Source organism: Actinomycetota bacterium (assembly GCA_036280995.1).
In the GTDB taxonomy this organism is placed as follows: domain Bacteria; phylum Actinomycetota; class CALGFH01; order CALGFH01; family CALGFH01; genus CALGFH01.
Genome location: DASUPQ010000552.1, coordinates 1 through 22,213 on the forward strand (window position 1 = coordinate 1; position 22,213 = coordinate 22,213).

Consider the following 22,213-nt stretch of genomic DNA (forward strand, 5'->3'; position numbering starts at 1 on the left):
TGGGGATGGTCTGGAGGCCGGCCAGGAAGATCACCATCAGCGTGCCCATGTTGCGCCAGGCGGCCATGGCGATCAGCGACGGCATCGCCCAGGTGGTGGACTGGAGCCAGTTGGGGCCGTCGATCCCGACCCGGCCGAGCACGGTGTTGAGCAGGCCGCTGTCGGGCTGGAGCAGGAACCGCCAGACCACGGCCACGGCCACGATGCTGGTCACCACCGGGGTGTAGAAGCCGACCCGGAAGAAGGTCCGGAAGCGGTCGATGCCCGAGTTGAGGGCCACGGCCACGGCCAGGGCCAACCCCATGGTCAGGGGGATGCCGACGACCACGAAGTAGGCGGTGTTGAAGGCCGAGCGCAGGAAGCGCTCGTCCGACAGCAGCTTGGTGTAGTTCTCCAGCCCGACCCGGTTGACGGCCAGGGGGTTGCGGAGGTCGCGGCTGGTCAGGTCGGTGAAGCTCATGGTCAGCGAGGCCAGCACCGGGCCGGCCATGAAGACCAGGAACAGCACCATGAACGGCAGGGCGAACATCCAGGCGGCCAGGGTGTGCCGACGCCGGACGGCGGCGGAACCCCGGCGGGTCCCGCCGCCCCCCTGCCGCGCCGGGGCGGGCACGGCGGCCATGTCAGTTCCCCAGACCGATGGACGCGGCCTGGCTCTGGATCGCCTTGGTGGCGTCCGCGGCCGAGCTGGTGCCCTTGAAGACCTTCTCCGCCTCGCCGTCGACGATCGAGGCGACCTGCTCCCAGGTGGCCACCGCCGGTGGCGCCTTGGCGTCCTGGAGCTGCCGGCTGAACACCTCGAGGTTCGGGTCGGAGGCCAGGCTGCCGCCCTCCCAGGCGGCCTTGGCCGCCGGCAGGTCCTTGGAGGTGTCGTACCAGCGCTGCTGGACCTCGGGCCGGCTCAGCCACTGGACTTCCAGGCGCCGTCGCGGTTCTTGGCGTCCTTGAACACGGCCAGGTTGCCGCCGCCCACGAACGAGGTGCCGGTCTGGTCCTTGGGCATGACGGCCAGGCCGAGCTGGTCGTCGGTGACGCCCTGGTCCTTGACCAGTCCGACGTGCCAGGGTCCGGAGAAGAACGACCCGAGCTCGCCCTTGGCGAACTTCGACTCGATCTCGCCCGGCTGCAGCGGGGTCGCCTGCGACAGCTTCTCGTCGTAGAAGCCCTTCTGGAACTCGAGCGCCTCGCGCCACTGCTCGGTGTCGAAGGTGTACTCGGTGGGGTTGGCCGGGTCGTTGACCATGTTGCCGCCGGCCTGCCAGACGAACGGGGCCAGCGTCTGCCAGGTGCCGGGGTCGGCCGGCTGCAGGTAGATGCCGTGCTTGGCCCCGCCCCTGTCCTGGAGCGCCTTGGCGAAGGTCTTCAGCTCGTCCCAGGTGGTGGGGGCCTGGACCCCGGCCTTGGCGGCCAGGTCCTTGCGGTAGTAGAGGACGCGGGTCTCGGTGTACCAGGGCACGCCGTAGGGGGTGCCGTCGACCACGACCGTGTTCCAGGGGCCCTCGAAGAAGTCGCCCGCCTGCAGCAGGTCGGCCGGGACCGGGTCGAGCCCGCCGCCGCCGGCGAACTCGCCCATCCAGGTGGTGCCGATGAGGCTGACGTCGGGGGTCTGGCGGCCGGCGATGGCGGTGGCGATCTTGTCGTGGGCGCCGTCCCAGGGCACGGCCGTCACCTTGACGGTGGCGTCGGGGTTCTCCTTCTGGAACTCGTCGGCCAGCTTGGGCAGCAGCTCGCCCTCGGTGCCCATGGCCCAGACGGTGATCTCACCGGTGGCCGGTCCCTCGGCGATCGCCGTGGACTGCTCGGCGGCGCCCTCGCCGCCGCCCTCGTCGCGGCCGCAGCCGGCCAGCGCCAGGGCGGCGACCAGCAGCATCGCCCCGATGGTCCTTCGAGCGGTCATCGCTCCTCCTTGTGGTGGTGCCCGCAGCTGTCGCGGACGATGAGGCGGGTCGGGAGCAGTTCCTTGACGGCGGCGGCGCGGCGGCCGGCGATGCGCTCGTCCAGCGCCCGGGCCGCCCAGGCGCCGAGCTGCCGCATGGGCTGGCCCACGGTGGTCAGGGCGGGGCGGGCGTGGCGGGCCGCCAGGATGTCGTCCCAGCCGGTCACGGCCACGTCGCCGGGGACCGACAGGCCGAGGTCCTCGGCGGCCAGCAGGGTGGCCAGGGCCCGCTCGTCGTTGCCGCAGACGATCGCGTCGGGCCGGTCGGGCGAGGCCAGCACGGCGGCGGCGGCCGTCCGGGCCGAGTCCTCGTCGGAGGCGCACAGGACGGGCTCGGCCGGCGGCAGGCCGTGACGGGCGAGCACGGCGCAGACCCCGGCCCAGCGTTCGGAGACGTCGAAGGAGTGGCCGGGGTCGCCAAGGAAGGCGAGCCGGCGGTGGCCGTGGGCGAGCAGGTGCTCGGCCAGCCGCTCCGCGCTGGCCGTGTTCTCGGTGGCCACGGCGTCGGCCCCCTCGACGTCGCGGCGGGCCAGCAGGACGACCGGGAGGCCGCCGGCCACGAACGAGCGGACCGTGTCCTCGCCAACGGTGGCGTCGAACAGGGCAAGGCCGTCGACCCGGGAGGTGAGCGCGCGGACGGTCGCCTCGGGGTCGGCCTGCTCGCGGGTGGAGAGGATCAGGACGCTGCGGCCCAGCCGGGAGGTGACCTCCTCGTAGCCGAGCACGACCTCGGCGAAGTAGGGGCCGGACAGGTCGGGGAAGACCACCCCGTTGGCGGCGTGGCGGCGCTCGGCCAGGGAGACGCCCAGGCGGCTGGGGACGAAGTCGAGCTCGTCGACGGCGTGCTCGACCCGCAGCCGGGTCTCGTCCTGCACCGGGGCCGACCGGCGCAGGACCCGCGAGACGGTGGCGATCGACACCCCGGCCAGGCGGGCGACGTCGTAGATGGTGGCGGGCATCCCGTAAGCGCTTTCAGCCGACGGTGGTTGTAAGCGGCTTCAGCGTGCCCGCCCGGGTCTGCGGGCAAACACCGGGATCTACCGGATGGGCTGGACCTCATAGCCGGCGCGCTCCAGGTCGGCGACGATCTCGCCGGAGTGGATGGCGTTGCGGGTCTCCAGCGTCAGGCGGATCTCGACCTTGTCCAGGTCCAGGTCGAGGCCGGAGCGGTGGTGCTCGACCGAGAGGACGTTGAGGCCGAGCCCGGCCACCTCGGCGGTGAGGGCGGCCAGGTTGCCGGGGGTGTCGTCGATCACCAGCCGCAGGGCCACGTAGCGGCCGGCCGCGGACAGGCCGTGGTCGATCACCTTGGTCAGCAGCAGCGGGTCGACGTTGCCGCCCGACAGCAGCGCCACCACCGGCCCCGTCCCGCCCACCCTGCCGGCCAACACCGCCGCCAGGGCGGTCGCCCCCGACGGCTCGACGACCGCCTTGGCCCGCTCCAGCAGCAGGAGCAGGGCCTGGCTGATCTCCTCCTCGCCGACCAGCACGACGTCGTCGACGTGGGCGCGCACGTGGGCCAGGGTGAGCGGCGACGGCGACTTGAGCGCGATCCCGTCGGCCATGGTGTGCAGCCGCTCCAGGCGGACACAGCGGCCGGCCTCCAGCGAGGCGGCCATGGACGGGGCGCCGGCCGCCTGGACGCCCACGACACGGACGCCGGGCCGGACCGCGGCCAGGGCGGCGGCGACCCCCGAGATCAGCCCGCCCCCGCCGATGGGCACGACCACCGTCTCGGCCTCGGGCGCCTCGGAGGCCAGCTCCAGCCCGATGGTCCCCTGGCCGGCGATGATCAGCGGGTCGTCGAAGGGGGGCACCAGCACCGCCCCCTCGGCGTCGCCGAGGGTGCGGGCGCTGGCGATGCAGTCGTCGACGGCGTGCCCGCTCATCCGGACGGTCGCCCCGTAGTTCCGGGTCGCCTCGACCTTGGGCAGGGGCGCGTTGACGGGCATGAAGATGGTCGCCGGATGGCCGGTGAGCTTGGCCGCCAGGGCCACCCCCTGGGCGTGGTTGCCGGCCGACCCGGCCACCACCGGGGTGCCAGGGGGCAGCCGCGAGATCCGGTTGTAGGCCCCGCGGATCTTGAACGAGCCGGTGCGCTGGCGGTGCTCGGGCTTGAGGATCACCGGCCGCCCGGCCAGGACGCTGAGGGTCTCGGAGCGGTCGACCGGGGTCTGGCGGATCACCCCGGTGACCCGTTCGGCGGCCGCGCGGATGTCGTCGATGGTGACCAGGGTCTGGTCGCCACCCGCCGGCGGGTGCTCAACTACACGCGTGCCCATTTCCGGATGACAATACCCCCAGTCGAGCAGTCGACGAGGAGGTCTCCATGGCCAAGTCCAAGGCATCCACCCCGCACGAGGCCATCGAGGCCGAGGAGTCGGCGACCACCAAGATGAAGAAGAAGCCGTACGAGGAGGAGCTGGCCCGCCTCCAGCTGGAGCTGATCAAGCTCCAGGAGTGGATCAAGCACGCGGGCCTCAAGGTGGTGGTGATCTTCGAGGGCCGGGACGCCGCCGGCAAGGGTGGAACGATCAAGCGGATCACCGAGAGCCTCAACCCCCGCATCTGCCGGGTGGTGGCCCTGGCCGCCCCGACCGAGCGCGAGCGCACCCAGTGGTACTTCCAGCGCTACGTCTCCCACCTGCCCGCCGCCGGCGAGATGGTCCTGTTCGACCGCAGCTGGTACAACCGGGCCGGGGTCGAGCGGGTGATGGGCTTCTGCACCGAGGACGAGTACCAGGAGTTCCTCCGGTCCTGCCCCGAGTTCGAGCGCATGCTGCTGCGCTCCGGGATCATCCTCGTCAAGTACTGGTTCTCGGTCTCCGACGCCGAGCAGGAGCGCCGGTTCCAGCGCCGCATCCAGGACCCGACCCGCCGCTGGAAGCTCAGCCCCATGGACCTCAAGTCCCGCGAGATGTGGGTCGAGTACTCCCGCGCCAAGGACAACATGTTCCACTACACCGACACCAAGCAGTCCCCCTGGTGGGTGGTGGTGGCCGACGACAAGCGCCGGGCCCGCCTCAACTGCATCAGCCACCTGCTCGAGCAGGTCCCCTACGGCGACCTGACCCCCGAGCCCATCAAGCTCCCACCCCGCCGCGACGACCACGGCTATGTCCGGCCCCCCATGAGCGACCAGACCTTCGTTCCCGACCGCTACGCCTGAGCGGCCGGTGGGTCAGGCGACCCGGACCTCCTGCTTGGCGCGGAGGAGGCCGTAGTGGATGCCGTCGGTGAGGGCTTCCCATGAGGCGGTGACGATGTCGTCGGAGACGCCGACGGTGGTCCATTCGGCGTCGGGGTCGGCGGAGGTGACCAGGACCCGGGTGACGGCGCGGGTGCCGGCGCGGCCGTCGAGGATGCGGACCTTGAAGTCGACCAGGCTGACGTCGGTGAGCTCGGGGTGGCGGGGGGCCAGGGCGCGGCGGAGGGCCTGGTCGAGGGCGTGGACGGGGCCGACGCCCTCGCCGACGGCGAGGACCCGCTCGCCGTCGACGAGCAGGCGGACGGTGGCCTCGGAGACGTCGGTGCCGTCCTCCTTGCGCTCGACCATGACCCGGTAGCCCTCCAGGGTGAAGGGGGGGTCGAAGGTGCCGGCCTCGCGGCGGACCAGCAGCTCGAAGGAGGCGTCGGCGACCTCGAAGGCGTAGCCGCGGTGCTCCAGCTCCTTGACCCGGTCAAGGACTCGGGCTCCGAGGGCCGGGTCGGCGTCCAGGTCGAGCCCGAGCTCGCCCGCCTTGGCGAGGACGTTGGAGCGGCCGGCCAGCTCCGACACCAGCACCCGGGCCTTGTTGCCGATCCGGTCCGGGTCGACATGACTGTACGCATCGGGGCGGCGGGCGATGGCCGAGGCGTGCAGCCCGGCCTTGGTGGCGAAGGCGGCCGCGCCGACGTACGGCTGGCGGTGGTCGGGCGGGAGGTTGGCCAGCTCGGCGATGGCGTGGGCGGTGGTGGTGAGGGCGGCCAGGCGGTCCTGGGGCAGCAGCTGGAGGCCCTGCTTGAGCTCGAGCCCGGCGACGATGGCGAACAGGTCGGCGTTGCCGCAGCGCTCGCCGTAGCCGTTGGCCGCGCCCTGGACGTGGCGGGCGCCGGCCTCCACCGCGACCAGGGAGTTGGCCACGGCGCAGGCCGAGTCGTCGTGGAAGTGGACCCCGACCCGGATCCCGGCCGGCAGGGCGGCGGTGACCTCGCGGACGACCCGGGCCACGGTGGTCGGGAGGCTGCCGCCGTTGGTGTCGCAGAGCACCACCGTGTCGGCCCCGGCGGCCGCGGCCGCCTGGACGACGGCCAGGGCGTAGGCGGGGTCGGCGGCGTAGCCGTCGAAGAAGTGCTCGGCGTCGAAGGTGGCCCGCCGGCCCGCGGCCGCCATGCGGGCGATCGAGTCGGCCACCATGGCCAGGTTCTCGTCCAGGGTGGTCCGCAGGGCCTCGGTGACGTGCAGGTCCCAGGACTTGCCGACCAGGGTGACGATCGGGGCCTTGCTGTCCAGGAGGGCGTTGAGGTTGGGGTCGTCGTCGACCCCGCGGCCGGGGCGGCGGGTGGCCCCGAAGGCGGCCAGGGTGGCGTGACGCCAGGGCAGCTCGGCGGCGCGGGCGAAGTACTCGGCGTCCTTGGGGTTGGACCCGGGCCAGCCGCCCTCGATGACGTCGACGCCGAGGTCGTCGAGCAGGCGGGTCACCCGCAGCTTGTCGGCCACGGTGAACTGGAGGCCGACCTGCTGCGAGCCGTCGCGGAGGGTGGTGTCGTAGGTCTCTACGTGGTCTGGTGCGGGCATGGTTGGCAAAAGGGGGGCTCCTGGCTTGGGACTACGCGACCGGTTCGACCCAGTCGCGGTAGCGCTCGTCGCGGCCCGTGGTGGCCGCCGTGAAGACCTCCTGGAGCCGGCGGGTAATCGGGCCCGGGTCGCCGAGGACCCGGTCGTCCACCTCCCGGATGGGCACGACCTCGGCGGCCGTGCCGGTGAAGAAGGCCTCGTCGGCCAGGTACAGGTCGGTGCGCACGAGGTCGGTCTGGCGGACCTCGATGCCCTCGCCCTCGGCGATCCTGATGATGCTGTCGCGGGTCAGCCCGGCCAGGCAGCCGGCGGCCAGGGGCGGGGTGTGGAGGACGCCGTCGCGGACGGCGAACACGTTCTCGCCCGACCCGTCGGTCACGTACCCGTTGGGGTTGAGCAGGATGCCCTCGTCGTAGCCGGCCTTGACCGCCTCGGCCTTGGCCAGCGAGGAGTTGATGTACTGGCCGGTCGCCTTGGCCGCGGGCGGGATGATGTTGGGGTCGAGCCGCCGCCAGGAGCTGATCTTGGCCCTGACCCCGGTCTCGGACGCCTCCTCGCCCAGGTAGGCCCCCCACGGCCAGCAGGCGATGACCATGCTGATCGGGGAGTTGAGCGGGTTGAGGCCGATCTCCCCGTAGCCGAGGAACACCAGCGGGCGGATGTAGCAGGCGGGCAGGTTGTTCATGGCCACCAGGTCCTTGGTGACCTTGACCGCCCCTTCGAGCGAGACCGGCGGCTCCATGTGGTAGATCTTGGCGCTCCGGTACAGGCGCTTCATGTGGTCGGTGAGCCGGAACACGGCCGGGCCGGCGTCGGTGGCGTAGGCGCGGATGCCCTCGAACACCCCCCAGCCGTAGTGGAGCGAGGGGGTGAGGACGTGGACCCGGGCGTCGTCCCAGTCCACGTACTCCCCGTCCATCCAGATCTTGCCTGTCGGTGTGATCGGCATCGTCGCCCTCCTTAGGTTGGGGACCCGCCGCCCGCGACGGCGGTGGCGATCCGGTCCCCGAGCGCCCGGGTCGAGTATCCCGCAGCCCCTGGCAGGGCCGCTACGGCCCCGGCCTCGACCGCGGCCGCGGCCTCCCGCTCCCCCAGGTGGTCCAGGAGCAGGGAGGCCGAGAGCACGGCGGCCACCGGGTTGGCCCGGCCGGTGCCGGCGATGTCGGGCGCCGACCCGTGCACGGGTTCGAACAAGGAGGGGGACGAGCCTGGGTTGAGATTCGCGCTGGCCGCGGTGCCGAGGCCGCCGGCGATGGCCGCGCCCAGGTCGGTGAGGATGTCGCCGAACAGGTTGTCGGTGACGATCACGTCGAAGCGTCCCGGGTCGTTGACCAGGTACAGGCAGGCGGCGTCGGCGTGGGCGTAGTCGAGGGCGACCCCGGCCTCGACGGCCACCGCCCGGGCCGCCCGCTGCCAGAGGTCGCCGGCGTGGACGAGCACGTTGGTCTTGTGGACGAGGGTGAGCCGGCCGGCCCGCTGGCGGGCCTTGGAGGCCGCATAGCGCAGCACCCGCTCGACCCCGGCCCGGGTCTCGATCGAGGTCTCGGTGGCGGCCTCGGCCGGGCCGCCCCGGTGGACGGTGCCGCCCGCGCCCACGTACACGCCCTCGGTGTTCTCCCGCACCACCAGCAGGTCGATGTCGTCGGGCTTGACGTCGGCCAGCGGCGACGACACCCCCGGGTAGAGCCGCACCGGTCTCAGGTTCACGTAGAGGTCGAGCTCGAAGCGGAGCCGCAGCAGCAGGCCCCGCTCCAGCACCCCCGGGGGCACGTCGGGCCGGCCGACGGCCCCGAGCAGGATGGCGTCGACCGCGCGCAGCTCCTCCAGGACCGCGTCGGGCAGGGCCTCGCCGGTGCGCCGCCAGCGGTCGGCCCCGAGGTCGTAGTCGACCCAGTCGAGGCCGAAGCCGAAGCGCGCCCCGGCCGCCTCGGTGGCCTTGCGCGCCTCGGCCACGACCTCCGGCCCGATGCCGTCCCCGGCCAGGACGGCGATGCGGTAGGCCCGCCGCGTCGGCAACTCAGGCCTCCGTGCCGAAGACGCGGCCGAGGGCGACCCGGCCCTCGGACTCCTCGGCCGGGGGCTCGGGCACGGTGGGCGACGACGCGGCGGCGTCGGCCTCGACGTCCACGCCGAAGACCCGGGCCATGGCGGCGTGCGCCTCCTCGGGATTTGCCTGTTGCCTGGGTCGCCTGGTCATGCCGGCACCTCCGAACTGCTTGGTGTCCGCCTGCGGCGGACGCTCGTTCCGCTGCGGTCGCCGCCGGCGACCGCCTTGTTGACGGCCTGCAGGTAGGCGCGCGCCGAGGCCTCGACCACGTCGGTGGCCACGCCGCGCCCGGTTACTCGGACCCCCTCGTGCTCGACCTGCACGGTCACGTCCCCGAGGGCGTCGGTGCCGCCGCTGACGGCCGAGACGTGGAACTCGACGAGCCTGGCGTCGACCCCGACCGCCTTGGCGATGGCGGCGCAGGCGGCGTCGACCATGCCGTCGCCGATGGCCGACTGCTCGACCACCCCGGCGTCGTGGCTGAGCCGCACGGTCGCGGTCGGCGACATCACCGTGCCCCCGGCCACCTGGAGCCCGACGAACCGCCAGGCGGCGTCGTCGGCCAGGACCTCGCCGGCGACCAGGGCCTCCAGGTCGACGTCGGTGATCCGGGGCTTGCGGTCGGCCAGCTCCTTGAACCGGGTGAAGGCCTTGTCCAGCTCCTCGCGGCTCAGGTCGAAGCCCAGCTTCTGGAGGGCGTCGGCCACGGCGTGGCGGCCCGAGTGCTTGCCGAGCACGATCCGCGACCCGGCGTAGCCCAGCTCGACCGGGTCCATGTGCTCGTAGGTGGTCCGCTCCATGAGCACGCCGTGCTGGTGGATGCCGGACTCGTGGGCGAAGGCGTTGGCCCCCACGATCGCCTTGTTGGGCTGGATCGGGTAGCCGGTGAGGAGGCTGACCAGCCGCGACGTGCGGGCGATCTCGCGGGTGTTGACCTCGGTCTTCACCCCCAGGGAGGACTGGTGGGTGCGCAGGGCCATCACCACCTCCTCCATGGAGCAGTTGCCGGCCCGCTCGCCGATGCCGTTCACGGCCACCTCGACCTGGCGGGCGCCGGCCTGCACGGCCGAGATCGAGGCGGCCACGGACACGCCCAGGTCGTCGTGGCAGTGGACGCTCCAGACGGCCCGGTCGGCGCCGGGGGTCTCGGCGATCAGCCAGGAGACGAGCTCGGAGAAGGCGTCGGGCAGCATGTAACCGACCGTGTCGGGGACGTTGCAGGTGGTGGCCCCGGCGGCGATGGCGGCGGCGTAGACCTGCTTGAGGAACTCGGGGTCGGAGCGGGTGGCGTCCTCGGCCGAGAACTCGACGTCGTCGGTGTAGCCCTTGGCCCGCGCGACCGCGCCCTCGGCCGCGGCCAGGACCTCGGCCGGGGTCTTGCGCAGCTTGTGCTCCATGTGGATGGGGCTGGTGGCGATGAAGGTGTGCAGCCGGGCCCGGCCGGCCGGGGCGAGCGCCTCGGCGGCCCGGTCGACGTCGCCGGGGGCGGTCCGGGCCAGGGCGGCGATGGTGGCTCCCTTGACCCGCTCGGCGACCGCCCGCACGGCCTCGAAGTCGCCCTGGCTGGCCTGCGGGAACCCGGCCTCGATGACGTCGACGCCCAGGCGGGCCAGCTGCTCGGCGATCTCTACCTTGGCCTTGGCGTTGAGGTTGATGCCCGGGGCCTGCTCCCCGTCGCGCAGGGTGGTGTCAAAGACGATGATCTGCTCGGGCACGGCCGGCGACCTCCTTGTGGGCTCCGCTTCGCTTCCGTTTCCTCCTGCCCGCCTCGAGGCACTCCGTGGGGCGGCCGGCGTAGGCCGCCCCACGGCAGCGGAGGATCAGAAGAAGCGGCGCTCCGGAGATCGTCCGGGTCATGCGCCTGCTCCCGTCTGGGCGAGCTGGACGAAGGTCGCCTCGTGGGCGCCGATCTCCCGCTCCACCCGGTCGAGCACGCCGGCGGGGATGCCGGCGTCGACGGTCAGCGCCATCAGGGCCTCGCCGCCCTGCTTGCGCCGGCCAACCTGCATCTGGGCGATGTTGACGCCGCTCTCCCCCAGCAGCGTCCCGACCCGGCCGATCACGCCCGGGCGGTCCTCGTAGAACAGGAACGCCATGTGCCGGGCCGGGGCCATGTCGACGGCGATGCCGTTGATGGCCACCAGCCGCTCGTGGTCGCGGGGGCCGACGGTGGTGCCGGCCACCCCGACCGGGCCCCGGGAGCCCTCGCCGGACAGGGTGATCAGGTTGACCCAGTCGCGGCTGTGGCGGGTCTTGGACTCGGTGACCTCGATGCCGCGCTCGGCCGCCAGCAGGGGCGCGTTCACGAAGGTGACCGGCTCGTGGCAGACCGGGCCGAGCATCCCCTTGAGGGCGGCCAGGGTCAGCACCCGGATGTCCTGCTCGACCAGGGCCCCGACGTAGTCGATCTGGAGCCGGCCGCCGCCCACGGCGCTGGTCCGACCGCCCGGCCCGCCGCCGGCCAGGGCGGTGTAGAGCTGGCCCAGCTTCTCCACCAGGGGCAGGAACGGGCGCAGGGCGTCGGGCACCGGGCCGGCGTCGACGTTGACCGCGTTGGGCACGAACTGGCCGGCCAGGGCGAGCAGGAGCTGCTCGGCGATGGTGATGCCGGCCTTGTCCTGCGCCTCCGCCGTTGAGGCGCCCAGGTGCGGGGTGACGACGACGTCGTCCAGGTCGAACAGGGGGCTGTGGGTGGTGGGCTCCTCGGTGAACACGTCGAGGGCGGCCCCGGCCAGCTGGCCGTCGCCGACCGCCTTGGCCAGGGCGGCCTCGTCCACGATCCCGCCCCGGGCCGTGTTGACCAGGCGGGCCCCGGGCTTCATGGCGGCCAGCTCGGCCTCGCCGATCAGGCCGGTCGTCTCCGGGGTCTTGGGCAGGTGGATGGTGACGACGTCGGCCCGGCCCAGGACCTCGGCCAGGCTGGCCAGCTCGACCCCCATCTGGGCGGCCCGCTCGCGGCTGACGAACGGGTCGTAGGCGAGCAGCCGCATGCCGAAGGCGTTGCAGCGCTGGGCGACCAGCGCCCCCACCCGGCCCAGGCCGACGATGCCGAGGGTCTTGCCGTACAGCTCGGTCCCCTGGAAGCGGCTGCGCTCCCAGCGCCCCTCGCGCAGGGCGGCGTGGGCCTGGGGGATGTTGCGGGCCTGGGCCAGGATCAGGGCCACGGTGTGCTCGGCGGCCGAGATCACGTTCGACTGGGGGGCGTTGACGACCATGATCCCGAGCCGGGTGGCCGCGGCGACGTCGACGTTGTCCAGGCCGATGCCGGCCCGGGCGACGACCTTGAGGTCGCGGCCGGCCTCCAGCACCTCGGCGTCGACCCTGGTGGCCGACCTGACCACCAGGGCGTCGACGCCCCCGATCGCGCCCAGCAGCTCCTCGCGGGTCATGGCCGCCCGCGCGTCCACCTCGTGAGCGGTGCGCAGCAGCTCAACGCCGGCGTCGGCCAGCGGCTCGGCGATCAGGACTCGGGCCATGTGCTCGACGTTACCCCTGGTCCCGGAGCCAGGACATCATGCGGCGCAGGGGCTTCCCGGTCTGCTCGATCGGGTGGTTGGCCCCGGCCTCGCGCATCCGGGTGAAGTTGGGCCGGCCCTGGTCGTCCTCGGAGACCCACTCGCGGGCGAACGACCCCGACTGGATCTCGGCCAGGATGCGGCCCATCTCCGCCTTGACCCGGTCGTCGATGACCCGGGGGCCGCGGCTGTAGTCGCCGTACTCGGCCGTGTCCGACACCGAGTAGCGCATGCCGGCCAGGCCGCCCTCGTACATCAGGTCGACGATCAGCTTGAGCTCGTGCAGGCACTCGAAGTAGGCCACCTCGGGCTGGTAGCCGGCCTTGGTCAGGGTCTCGAAGCCGGCCTGGACGAGCGCGGTGGCGCCGCCGCAGAGCACCGCCTGCTCGCCGAACAGGTCGGTCTCGGTCTCCTCCTGGAAGGTGGTGACCAGGGCCCCGGCCCGGGTCCCGCCGATCGCCCGGGCGTAGCTCTTGGCCAGGTCCCAGGCCTTGCCGGAGGCGTCCTGGGCGACGGCGACCAGCACCGGGGTGCCCTGGCCGTTCTCGAACTGGCGCCGGACCAGGTGGCCGGGGCCCTTGGGGGCGACCATGGCCACGTCCACGGTGTCGGGCACCTGGACGTAGCCGAAGTGGATGTTGAAGCCGTGGGCGAAGAACACGGCGTCGCCGGGGTTCAGGTTGGGGGCGATGTCGCTGGCGTACAGGTGCCGCTGCACGGTGTCGGGGACCAGCACCATGATCAGGTCGGCCCAGGCCGACGCCTCGGCCGGGCTGGTCACGGTCAGCCCGGCCGCCTCGGCGGCAGCCCGGCTCCTGGAGCCCTCGGCCAGCCCGACCCGGACCTCGCAGCCCGAGTCGTGCAGGGACAGGGCGTGGGCGTGGCCCTGGGAGCCGTAGCCGAGCACGGCGACCTTGCGGGACTGGACGAGGCCGAGGTCGGCGTCGTCGTCGTAGTAGATGGTGGCCATCTCGGAGGTGCCTCCTTCGGGAGCGGTTCGCGTCAGGCGGGTCGGGCCACGCGAAGCGGCTTGTCGGTGATGCCCTTGCCGCCGCGGGCCAGGGCGACCCGGCCGGTGCGGGCCAGCTCGCGGATGCCGTACGGCTCGAGCAGCTCGAGCATGGCCTGGACCTTGGGCGGGCTGCCGGTGGCCTCGATGGTGAGGGCGTCGGGGCCGACGTCGACGATCTTGGCCCGGAACATCTCGGCCAGCTCGATGATCTGGTAGCGGACGGAAGGGTCGGCCTTGACCTTGACCAGGACGAGCTCGCGCTCCACGGCCCGGTCCGGCTCCAGCTCGACGATCTTGAGCACGTGGACCAGCTTGTTGAGCTGCTTGGTGACCTGCTCCAGGGGCCGCTCGGCGCAGTCGACGACGATCGTCATGCGGCTCCGGCCCGGGTCCTCGGTCGGCCCGACGGCCAGGCTGTCGATGTTGAAGCCGCGCCGGCTGAACAGCCCGGAGATGCGGGCCAGGACGCCGGGCTTGTCCTCGACCAGCACCGAGATCGTGTGGGTGCTCATGAGATGCGCACCTCCCGGCGGGTCGCCGCCGCCTGCTCCTCGGGGGAGAACTCGGGCCCGAGGATGATCTCGTCGTTGGGGCGGCCGGCCGGGACCATCGGGAAGACGCCTTCGTGGGTGTCGACCCGGAAGTCCACCACCACCGACTGGTCGTCGGTGGCCAGCGCCTTCTCCAGGGTGGCGTCGACGTCGGTGGCCCGGTCGCAGCGCAGGCCGAGCGCGCCGTAGGCCTCGGCCAGCTTCACGTAGTCTGGGCACTCGAAGCCCAGGTGCACCTCGGAGTAGCGCTCGTCGTAGAACAGCTCCTGCCACTGGCGGACCATGCCCAGGTGGCCGTTGTTCAGGATCAGGACCTTGATCGGGATCCGCTCGGTGGTGCAGGTGGCCAGCTCCTGGGCGGTCATCTGGAAGCAGCCGTCGCCGTCGATCGCCACCACCAGCTCGTCGGGCCGGCCGACCTTGGCCCCCATGGCCGCCGGGACGGCGAAGCCCATCGTGCCCAGCCCGCCCGAGTTGATCCAGGACCGGGGCCGGTCGAAGCGGAAGTGCTGGGCGGCGTACATCTGGTGCTGGCCGACCCCGGCCACCACCACCGCCTCGCCGCCGGTCAGGGCCGACACCCGCTCGACCACGTGCTGGGGCTTGAGCGGCCCGCCGTCCTGCTGGTCGTAGCGGAACGGGAAGCGCTGCTTCCACTGGGCGGTGGCCCCCCGCCAGGCCTCGGTGTTGCCGGCCCCCTCGGCCGCCACCGCCGCCTTGTAGGCCGCGGCCAGCTCCTCCACCACCAGCTTGACGTCGCCGACGATGGGCACGTCGGCGGCGCGGTTCTTGCCGATCTCGGCCGGGTCGATGTCGGCGTGGACGATCCTGGCCTTGGGGGCGAAGGTGGCCAGGTTGCCGGTGACCCGGTCGTCGAAGCGGGCCCCCAGGGCGACCAGCAGGTCGGCCTCCTGGAGGGCGGCCACGGCCGCGTAGTTGCCGTGCATGCCGGGCATGCCGAGGGCCAGGGGGTGGCTGTCGGGGAAGGCCCCCCGGGCCATCAGGGTGGTCGTGACCGGCGCCCCGGCGGCCTCGGCCAGCTCCCGCAGGGCGGCCTCGGCGCCGGCCTTGGTCACGCCGCCGCCGACGTACAGCACCGGGCGCCGGGCCTCGCGCAGCCACGCCGCCGCCTCCCGGACCCGCTTGCCGTTGGGCCGGGTCACCGGCCGGTAGCCGGGCAGGTCGGTGGTGGACGGCCAGCTCCACTCGGTGGTGGCCTGGAGGATGTCCTTGGGCACGTCGACCAGGACCGGGCCGGGCCGGCCGGAGGCGGCGATGTGGAACGCCTCGGCGATGGCCCCGGGGATCCGGTCGATGTCCAGCACCAGCTCGTTGTGCTTGGTCACCGGCATGGTGATGCCGGTGGTGTCGCACTCCTGGAAGGCGTCGGAGCCGATCGCCCAGCTCGGCACCTGGCCGGTGATGGCCACCAGCGGCACCGAGTCCATGTAGGCGTCGCACAGGGCGGTGACCAGGTTGGTCGCCCCCGGACCGCTGGTGGCCATGCACACCCCGACCCGGCCCGTGGCCCAGGCGTAGCCCTCGGCGGCGTGGCCGGCCCCCTGCTCGTGGCGGACCAGGATGTGGCGCACCGACGACTCCCGCAGCGGGTCGTAGGCGGGAAGGATGGCCCCGCCGGGAAGGCCGAACACGACCTCGACGTCGCAGGCTTCCAGGCTGCGGATGAGCGATTGGGCGCCGGTGAGCTTCACGGTTGCTCCCAGGGGTTCGGTGGTCTCCGGTGGTCGGGCAAGAAAAAAACCTCCTGCCCGAGGGCGTAGGAGGTTCCGCGCGGACCCGCCTGTGGCGGCGGCATCCGCGCTAGTCGATAAGTACCAGGGTGATCTGGGGCGGCATCAAGCTTCCTGTCGCGGGGTGACGTTCACGTTTCTGGGATGGTACCGACCGTGTCAAGCTCAGGTTGGCGGTCGGCCGGACCGCCTCGTCGGACAGTGGCCGGGCCAGGACGAAAAGGCGTAGTAGGCTTCGGGTATGCGCGCACTCGTTGCCGACCCGACGGCCTCCCCCGCCCTGTCCCTGGCCGACGTGCCCGAGCCGGCACCCGGCCCCGGCGAGCTCCTCCTCGACATGGAGGCGGCCTCGGTCAACCGGGGCGAGGTCCGGTCGGCCGGCAAGCAGCCGCCGGGCACGGTCATCGGCTGGGACGTCGCCGGGACGGTGGCCGCCCTTGGCGAGGGCGTGACCCAGTTCGACGTCGGCGAGCGGGTGCTGGCCCTGTCCCCGGGCGGCGGCAGCTTCGCCGAGCGGGTGGTCGTCCCGGCCGAGTGGACCGCGCCGCTGCCGACCGCCTGCGACTTCCTGACCGCGGCCACCCTGCCCGTGGCCGGGCTGACCGCGGCCGGCATCCTCCGCCTGGCCAGGGCCCACGCCGGCGACCGGGTCCTGGTCACCGGGGCCGCCGGCGGCGTCGGCCAGTTCACCCTCCAGCTCGCCCTCCAGGCCAGGGCGACCGTGACCGGCCAGGCGGCCAGCGAGGAGCGTGCCGCCGCCGTCCGCGCCACCGGCGCCGAGGCCCTGGTCCACCCCGGGGACGGCTCCCCCGTCGACGGCGAGTTCGACGTCGTCCTCGACGGCATCGGCGGCCCCATGGTCGGCCCCCTGCTGGACGCCACCGCCCGCAACGGCCGGGTGGTCATCTACGGCAACTCCGCCGACGCCCCCTCGACCTTCCGGGTCGAGGCCTTCTACCCCAAGGGCATCAGCATCCTCGGCTTCCGGGTGTTCACCAGCGTCCCCTCCACCCAGGCCGTCAAGGACATGGCGTCCCTGGCCGACCAGGCCGCCGCCGGCACCCTCGAGGTCAAGGTCCAGGCGACCGCCCCCATCGCCGACGCCCTCCCCCTGATCCGCGACCTCTACGACCGCAAGGTCACCGGCAAGGTCGTCATCACCCGCTAGACGGTCACCGGCGGCACGCCCAGCTTCGGCGTCCGGCGCGGGACTAGGCTGGCTGTGGACCGGCGCATGGAGGTGGCTGTGGAGGACAACGGGCACGTCCCGGTGGTGGAGGTCCGCGACCTGGTCAAGCGGTACCGCAAGGCCAAGGTCAACGCCGTCGACGGGGTGAGCTTCACCGTCCGGCGCGGCGAGGTGTTCGGGCTGCTGGGGCCGAACGGGGCCGGGAAGACGACCACGGTGGGGGTCCTCACCACCCGGGTGCGGCGGACCGGGGGGACGGCCAGCGTCAGCGGGGTGGACGTCGGTGTCCACCCGGTGCGGGCCCGGAGCCTGGTCGCGGTCGTGCCCCAGCGCAACAACCTCGACCGGTCGCTGTCCATCCGCCAGAACCTCCTCTTCCACGCCGCCTACCACGGGGTGCCGGCCGGCGAGCGGGCCCGGCGGGCCGACGCCCTGCTGGAGGAGTTCGGGCTGGCCGACCGGGCCGACGACAAGCCGGACATGTTCTCCGGCGGCCAGGCCCAGCGGGTCATGGTGGCCAGGGCGCTGATGCACGCCCCCGAGGTGCTGTTCCTTGACGAGCCGACCACCGGGCTGGACCCGGCGGCCCGGCTGTTCGTCTGGGACCGGGTCCGGGACCTGCGGGCCAGGGGGGTGACGGTGGTGCTGACGACCCACGACATGGACGAGGCGGCCGCCCTCGCCGACCGGGTCGGGATCATGGACCACGGCAGGCTGCTCGCCCTCGACACCCCGGCCGCCCTGACCCGCGGGCTGCCCGGCCGGACCACCCTGGAGGTGGCGGTGACCCTCGACGGCACGCCCGCCGAGGACCTGCTGGCCGAGCTCGGCACCCTCCACGGGGTGGAGCGGGTCGAGCCGGTGGCCGCAAGTGGGGAGGTGCGGGCCCGGCTGTACCTGGCCGGGGAGGCGCCGCTGCTGGTGGCGCCGGTGGCGTCGGTGGTGGCCGGCCACCGGGCGCAGCTCACCGAGGTGACCATCGGCACCCCCAGCCTGGAGGACGTGTTCATCGCGCTCACCGGGAGGGCGCTGCGGTGACCACGGTGAGCACCACGGCCAGCCCGGCCAGGGCGTTCCTGGCCGTGCTGTGGCGCGACCTGTACGTGACCGGCCGCGAGCTGCCCGTGTTCCTGGCCCAGGTGGTCCTGCAGCCGCTGTTCCTGCTGTTCGTCTTCGGCAAGGTCCTGACCGACCTGGGGTTCGCCCAGCCCGGCTACACCCGCGTCCTGTTCCCCGGCATCGTCGCCCTGACCGCCTTCGTCACCGGGCTCCAGAGCACCGCCTTCCCGCTGGTCATCGACTTCAGCTTCACCAAGGAGATCGAGGACCGGCTCCTGGCGCCGCTGCCCGTGGGGATGGTGGCGGTCGAGAAGGTGGTCTTCGCCAGCCTCCGGGCCCTGCTGGCCGCCCTGGTCATGCTGCCGATCGGGGTGCTGGTGCTCGGCTCGATCCCGTGGCGGCCCGCCGGCCTCCCGCTGTTCGCGACCGTGCTGGTGCTCGGCTGCCTGGCCGGGTCCTGCCTGGGCATGATCATGGGCACGGCCGTGCCGGCCAACCGCATCAACGTCATGTTCGCCCTGGTCCTGACCCCGCTGCTGTTCACCGGGGCCAGCCAGTACCCGTGGGCGTCGCTGGACCACCTGCCCTGGTTCCAGGCGCTGACCGCCTGCAACCCGCTCACCTACGTCAGCGAGGGCATGCGGGCGGCGATGGTCCCCGACATCCCCCACATCCCGCCCTTGGTGTCGGTGCTGGTCCTGGCCGTGACCGTCGCGGTGGCCCTGGCCATCGGCATCCGGCTGTTCCTCCGCCGGGCCGTCGACTGAGGCCCGGCGTTCAGCCGGGCCGGGTCGGGCGGCGGCGCGGGGCGGCGGCCGGGGCCGGCTCCGGGGCGGGGGCCGGGGTGGAGAGGATCCGGCGGAGGGCGGCGAACAGCTCGGTCGGGGAGGCGGTCACGGCGGTGGCGCCGGCGTCGAGGGCGTCCTGGCGGTCGAGCTCGACCCGGCGGGCGCTGGTGTAGACGAGCACGGGCTGGTCCTGCTCGGCCTCGTGGAGCTGGCGCAGGAGGGCCAGGCCGGCGTGGGAGCGGAACTCGCCGTCCTCGGCCCGGCCCATGTCGGTGACGATGGCGCGCACGCCCCGGCGCAGGGAGAGGACGTCCATGGCCTCGGCGGTGGAGCGGGCCATGAGCACCTCGAGGCCGTCGTCGCGGAGCTTGGCCAGCTCCAGGGCGTTGCCCTCGGGGTTGTCGTCGACCCACAGGATGGTCGCGCGGCCCTGGTCGGCGCTCCCGCCGGCCCCGGCCTCGGCGCCGGCGGGAGCGGCGGGCGGGGCGCCGGGGGCGGCCGGCGGGCCGGCGTCGTCCCGCTGGGCGAGCTGGGCCGCCAGCTGGGTCTGGAGGTCGGTGACCTGGCGGCGGAGCTGCTCGGCGGCGTCCTCGATCGACAGCTCGACGCCGCCGATCCTTACCGTGAAGGCGCGGGTCCGCATGGCCTTGCGGAGGTCGGCGACCACGCCGGGGATGTGGGGGATCACCCGGATCAGGACCACGGCGACCAGCAGCGGCCACAGCAGGCTCCCGACGGCTTCGATGATCCTGGCCGCGGTCATCGGGTTCCTCCTCGGGCTGCATGCGGGAATGTCGCGACCGGCGGCCGCATCCTGATCGTGGGCCGCGCCGCCGGTCAAGGCGGAGTAATTCGGGTGCGACCGCGGGGCCCGCGGCCCATGCTGGGCCCATGGACCTCGAACTGCTTGGCTGGGACGGCGGCTTCGCCGACCTGTTCGCGCCCTGGGCGGCCGCCGGCCACCGTCCGGGGCGGGTGGCCGCCGCCCACCGGGGTGGCGACCTGGTCGCGACCGGGCAGGGCGAGGCGCTCGCCCAGGCCACCGGCCGGCTGCGCCACCTGGCCGGGCCCAGCGTCGCCGGGCTGCCGGCGGTCGGCGACTGGGTGGCGCTCCGCGACGGGCGCATCCACGCCGTGCTCCCCCGCCGCACGGCGGTGACCCGCCGGGCGCCCGGATCGGGGGCCGGCGAGCAGGTCCTGGCCGCCAACGTCGACCTGGTGCTGGTGGTGGTGGCCCCGGGACGTGACGCCAACCCGCGCCGGGTGGAGCGGCTGCTCGCCCTGGCCTGGGAGAGCGGCGCCCAGCCGGTGGTCGTGCTCGGCCGGGCCGACCTCTGCCCCGACTGGGGCACCGACGTCGGGACCGAGCTGGCCGGTCTGGCCGCGGTCGCCCCGGGCGTCCAGGTGCTGGCCCTGAGCTGCTACACCGGCGAGGGAGTGGACGAGATCGCGGTCATGCTGGACCCTGGCCGCACCGCGGTCCTGCTCGGCTCCTCCGGCGTCGGCAAGTCGACCCTGGTCAACCGTCTGGCCGGCCGGGACCTGCTGGCCACCGGCGAGATCAGGGACGACGGCAAGGGCCGCCACACGACCACCACCCGCCAGCTGGTCCCGCTGGCCGGCGGTGGCCTGATCATCGACACCCCCGGCCTGCGCGAGCTCGGTCTGTGGACCGGCGCCTCGGGGACCGCGGCCGCCTTCGACGACATCGAGACCCTGGCCGCCGAATGCCGCTTCGACGACTGCCGCCACCGGACCGAGCCCGGCTGCGCGGTCCTCCAGGCGCTGGAGGACGGCCGGCTGCCGGCGGAGCGGTTCACCGCCTGGGAGAAGCTGCAGCGCGAGCTGGCCTGGGCCGAGCGGCGCGCCGACCCCCTGGCCGCCGCCAACCGGCGCCGCCAGATCCGCGCCCTGAGCAGGTCGGTCCGGGCCGGCTACCTGCAGCGCGGGCGGGACTGACCGACCCGGTCAGGGGGCGTCGCGCTCCAGGCCGGCCTCGGCCGCGCCGGCCTGGAGGGCCTCGAGGCCGAAGGCGTCGACCGGGCCGAGGGCGCCGGTGGCGGCCAGGCCGTGGCCGGCCGCCCGGCGGGCGCCCCAGGCGAGCAGCCGGGCCGTGAGGGTGTAGGGGTCGGGGCCGCGCAGGCGGACCTGGGCCAGCTCGCGGCCCTCGGCGTCGCTGGCCAGGGCCACGATCAGGGAGCCGCAGCGCCGGCGGGCCGCCTCGTCCGGGCCCTGGCCGGTGCGGCCGGCCAGCCGGCCGGCGGCGGCCTGGGCTAGGGTCCGGGTTCCGGGCAGGCGGGTCAGCGGCGCCCCCAGCGCCGAGGCGGCCCGCACGGCCCGGGAGCGGCGGCCGAACCAGCCCAGGTACACCTCGACCTCGCGCAGGCCGGGAGCGAGCCGGGGCAGGGCGTAGTGGTCGCTGCCGCCGTAGGAGACCCCCAGCCAGTCCCGCCCCCCGATCGGGAACGCCCGCACCCGCCGGGCCAGCCGCTCCCGCCGCAGCCGCCCGCCCCGCCAGGCGAACCCCGGCTCCAGCAGCAGCCCGGCCCCCGAGGCCATGGTCCCGCTGCTGAACCCGCCCCCGCCGGTCACGAAGTAGCCGATGGTGACCCGGGCCGCCTCTCCGGCCTCGGCCAGGGCGAGGGCTCCGGCCAGGTTGCCGGGGACGAAGTCGTAGCCGAAGGCCGGGACCAGGCCGCAGCGGCCGGCCGCCCTCGGGCCGTGCTCCTCGAACACGCGGCGCAGGAACGGCGGCTCCCCGGTGGCGTCCAGGTAGGCCGCGCCCGCCTCCACGGCCGCCCTGACCGCCGGCTCGCCCCGGGTCAGGAACGGGCCGACCGTGCTGACGAGCACGTCGCCGGGGCCGACGAGGTCGCGGACACTGTCCGGCCGGGCCGTGTCGGCCCCGGCCACCGGCAGGTCCCCGAGCCGGCCGGCCAGGGCGGCCAGCCGGCCCCGGTCCCGGCCGGCCAGCACCGGCCTCGCCCCGGCCGCGGCCAGGGCCTCGGCCGTCAGCCGGCCCGTGTACCCGGTGGCCCCGAACAGCACCACCCGCGCCGCCGCCATGGCCGCTCAGCCGTCGCCGTCGTCGCCGAAGCGGAGGCCGACCACGATGGTGACGGTGGAGTCCCGGCCGACGGTGGTCCCGGCCTGCGGGTTCTGGAGGACGACCCGGCCGGCCTGCTGGGAGTCGCGGACCGGGACCTGCTGCTGGTTGACCCGGAGCCCGGCCGCCTCCAGCTGGGCCCTGGCCACCCGGGCGCGGCGGCCGATCACGTCCGGCACCTGGACCTGGTTCGGCTGCTGGGTGGTGGGGGGGGCGGTGGTCGGCGGCGCGGTGGTGGTGGGCGGCCGCGAGGTGGTGGGGAGCTGCGAGGTCGAGGTCTGCAGGAGGGTGGTGGGGACCGTCTGGGGCGCGGTGGCCGTGGGCAGGGTCGAGGCCGCGGGGGTCTCGGGCAGCCCGCCGACCAGCCGCGAGACCACGAACGCGACCCCCACCCCGAGGGCCAGCACCCCCAGCGGCACGAGCACGTACAGCCACCAGCGCCGGCGCGGGCCCGGCGGCGGCTCGGCGTGGCGGGCGGCGCG

22 protein-coding genes are annotated in these 22,213 nt (G+C 74.0%); 5 read left to right on the forward strand and 17 right to left on the reverse strand.

Going from position 1 to position 22,213, the window contains the following annotated elements:
* From VF468_18585 to ilvA, 5 genes are all read right to left on the reverse strand, one after another.
* Positions 1–529, reverse strand: a 529-nt coding sequence (locus tag VF468_18585; GenBank protein ID HEX5880298.1) for a sugar ABC transporter permease, incomplete at its 3' end; no start/stop codon positions are given.
* A gap of 94 nt (positions 530–623) precedes the next feature.
* Positions 624–797, reverse strand: a complete 174-nt coding sequence (locus VF468_18590) for a hypothetical protein (protein HEX5880299.1) — start codon at positions 795–797, stop codon at positions 624–626.
* 104 nt (positions 798–901) lie between these two features.
* On the reverse strand, positions 902–1,897 hold the full coding sequence (locus VF468_18595) for an extracellular solute-binding protein (protein HEX5880300.1): 996 nt from the start codon (positions 1,895–1,897) through the stop codon (positions 902–904).
* On the reverse strand, positions 1,894–2,895 hold the full coding sequence (locus tag VF468_18600) for a LacI family DNA-binding transcriptional regulator (protein ID HEX5880301.1): 1,002 nt from the start codon (positions 2,893–2,895) through the stop codon (positions 1,894–1,896). Before VF468_18600 ends, VF468_18595 begins: the two co-directional genes overlap by 4 nt.
* Positions 2,896–2,973: 78 nt before the next feature.
* Positions 2,974–4,218, reverse strand: coding sequence for a threonine ammonia-lyase (gene ilvA, locus VF468_18605; protein ID HEX5880302.1), 1,245 nt, complete (start codon positions 4,216–4,218; stop codon positions 2,974–2,976).
* 113 nt (positions 4,219–4,331) lie between these two features.
* Between ilvA and ppk2 the strand changes: the two genes are divergently transcribed.
* Entirely contained in the window at positions 4,332–5,105 is a 774-nt protein-coding gene (ppk2, locus tag VF468_18610; protein ID HEX5880303.1) for a polyphosphate kinase 2, read from the forward strand.
* Positions 5,106–5,117: 12 nt separating this feature from the next.
* Here the strand turns inward: ppk2 and cimA are convergent, their stop codons facing one another.
* From cimA to VF468_18655, 9 genes are all read right to left on the reverse strand, one after another.
* Positions 5,118–6,713 (reverse strand): citramalate synthase, encoded by a 1,596-nt coding sequence (gene cimA, locus VF468_18615; protein ID HEX5880304.1) that lies wholly within the window; start codon positions 6,711–6,713, stop codon positions 5,118–5,120.
* Between the two features lie 31 nt (positions 6,714–6,744).
* Positions 6,745–7,662, reverse strand: coding sequence for a branched-chain amino acid transaminase (locus tag VF468_18620; protein HEX5880305.1), 918 nt, complete (start codon positions 7,660–7,662; stop codon positions 6,745–6,747).
* A gap of 11 nt (positions 7,663–7,673) precedes the next feature.
* Positions 7,674–8,729 carry a 3-isopropylmalate dehydrogenase gene (locus tag VF468_18625; GenBank protein ID HEX5880306.1) on the reverse strand — a complete coding sequence of 352 codons (1,056 nt, stop codon included), beginning with the start codon at positions 8,727–8,729 and terminating at the stop codon, positions 7,674–7,676.
* A gap of 1 nt (position 8,730) precedes the next feature.
* A complete protein-coding gene (locus VF468_18630) occupies positions 8,731–8,910 on the reverse strand; it encodes a hypothetical protein (GenBank protein ID HEX5880307.1) in 180 nt (59 codons plus the stop codon).
* Complete coding sequence (locus VF468_18635; GenBank protein ID HEX5880308.1) at positions 8,907–10,475, reverse strand: 2-isopropylmalate synthase; 1,569 nt, start codon at positions 10,473–10,475, stop codon at positions 8,907–8,909. The genes VF468_18630 and VF468_18635 overlap by 4 nt, the downstream gene beginning before the upstream one ends.
* Before the next feature lie 138 nt (positions 10,476–10,613).
* Positions 10,614–12,236, reverse strand: coding sequence for a phosphoglycerate dehydrogenase (serA, locus tag VF468_18640; protein ID HEX5880309.1), 1,623 nt, complete (start codon positions 12,234–12,236; stop codon positions 10,614–10,616).
* 10 nt (positions 12,237–12,246) lie between these two features.
* Complete coding sequence (gene ilvC / locus VF468_18645; protein ID HEX5880310.1) at positions 12,247–13,245, reverse strand: ketol-acid reductoisomerase; 999 nt, start codon at positions 13,243–13,245, stop codon at positions 12,247–12,249.
* A gap of 32 nt (positions 13,246–13,277) precedes the next feature.
* Entirely contained in the window at positions 13,278–13,799 is a 522-nt protein-coding gene (ilvN, locus tag VF468_18650) for an acetolactate synthase small subunit (GenBank protein ID HEX5880311.1), read from the reverse strand.
* The gene (locus VF468_18655) at positions 13,796–15,550 is read right to left on the reverse strand and encodes an acetolactate synthase large subunit (GenBank protein ID HEX5880312.1); all 1,755 of its coding nucleotides are present in this window, start codon (positions 15,548–15,550) and stop codon (positions 13,796–13,798) included. Before VF468_18655 ends, ilvN begins: the two co-directional genes overlap by 4 nt.
* Positions 15,551–15,830: 280 nt before the next feature.
* On the opposite strand from VF468_18655, the gene VF468_18660 reads away from it, so the two are divergent.
* From VF468_18660 to VF468_18670, 3 genes are all read left to right on the forward strand, one after another.
* Entirely contained in the window at positions 15,831–16,757 is a 927-nt protein-coding gene (locus VF468_18660; protein ID HEX5880313.1) for a zinc-binding dehydrogenase, read from the forward strand.
* Between the two features lie 66 nt (positions 16,758–16,823).
* On the forward strand, positions 16,824–17,816 hold the full coding sequence (locus VF468_18665) for an ABC transporter ATP-binding protein (GenBank protein ID HEX5880314.1): 993 nt from the start codon (positions 16,824–16,826) through the stop codon (positions 17,814–17,816).
* Positions 17,813–18,604: an ABC transporter permease gene (locus tag VF468_18670; GenBank protein HEX5880315.1), complete on the forward strand. Its 792-nt coding sequence runs from the start codon at positions 17,813–17,815 to the stop codon at positions 18,602–18,604. Before VF468_18665 ends, VF468_18670 begins: the two co-directional genes overlap by 4 nt.
* Positions 18,605–18,614: 10 nt before the next feature.
* Here VF468_18670 and VF468_18675 read toward each other — a convergent pair whose 3' ends face one another.
* Positions 18,615–19,388, reverse strand: a complete 774-nt coding sequence (locus tag VF468_18675) for a hypothetical protein (protein ID HEX5880316.1) — start codon at positions 19,386–19,388, stop codon at positions 18,615–18,617.
* Between the two features lie 128 nt (positions 19,389–19,516).
* On the opposite strand from VF468_18675, the gene rsgA reads away from it, so the two are divergent.
* Positions 19,517–20,584, forward strand: a complete 1,068-nt coding sequence (rsgA, locus tag VF468_18680) for a ribosome small subunit-dependent GTPase A (GenBank protein ID HEX5880317.1) — start codon at positions 19,517–19,519, stop codon at positions 20,582–20,584.
* Positions 20,585–20,593: 9 nt separating this feature from the next.
* On the opposite strand, the gene VF468_18685 is transcribed toward rsgA, so the two are convergent.
* Together VF468_18685 and VF468_18690 are read right to left on the reverse strand one after the other, a co-directional pair.
* Positions 20,594–21,691, reverse strand: a complete 1,098-nt coding sequence (locus VF468_18685) for a saccharopine dehydrogenase NADP-binding domain-containing protein (protein HEX5880318.1) — start codon at positions 21,689–21,691, stop codon at positions 20,594–20,596.
* 6 nt (positions 21,692–21,697) lie between these two features.
* Positions 21,698–22,213 (reverse strand): PASTA domain-containing protein (locus VF468_18690; GenBank protein HEX5880319.1); only part of this gene is annotated, 516 nt, incomplete at its 5' end.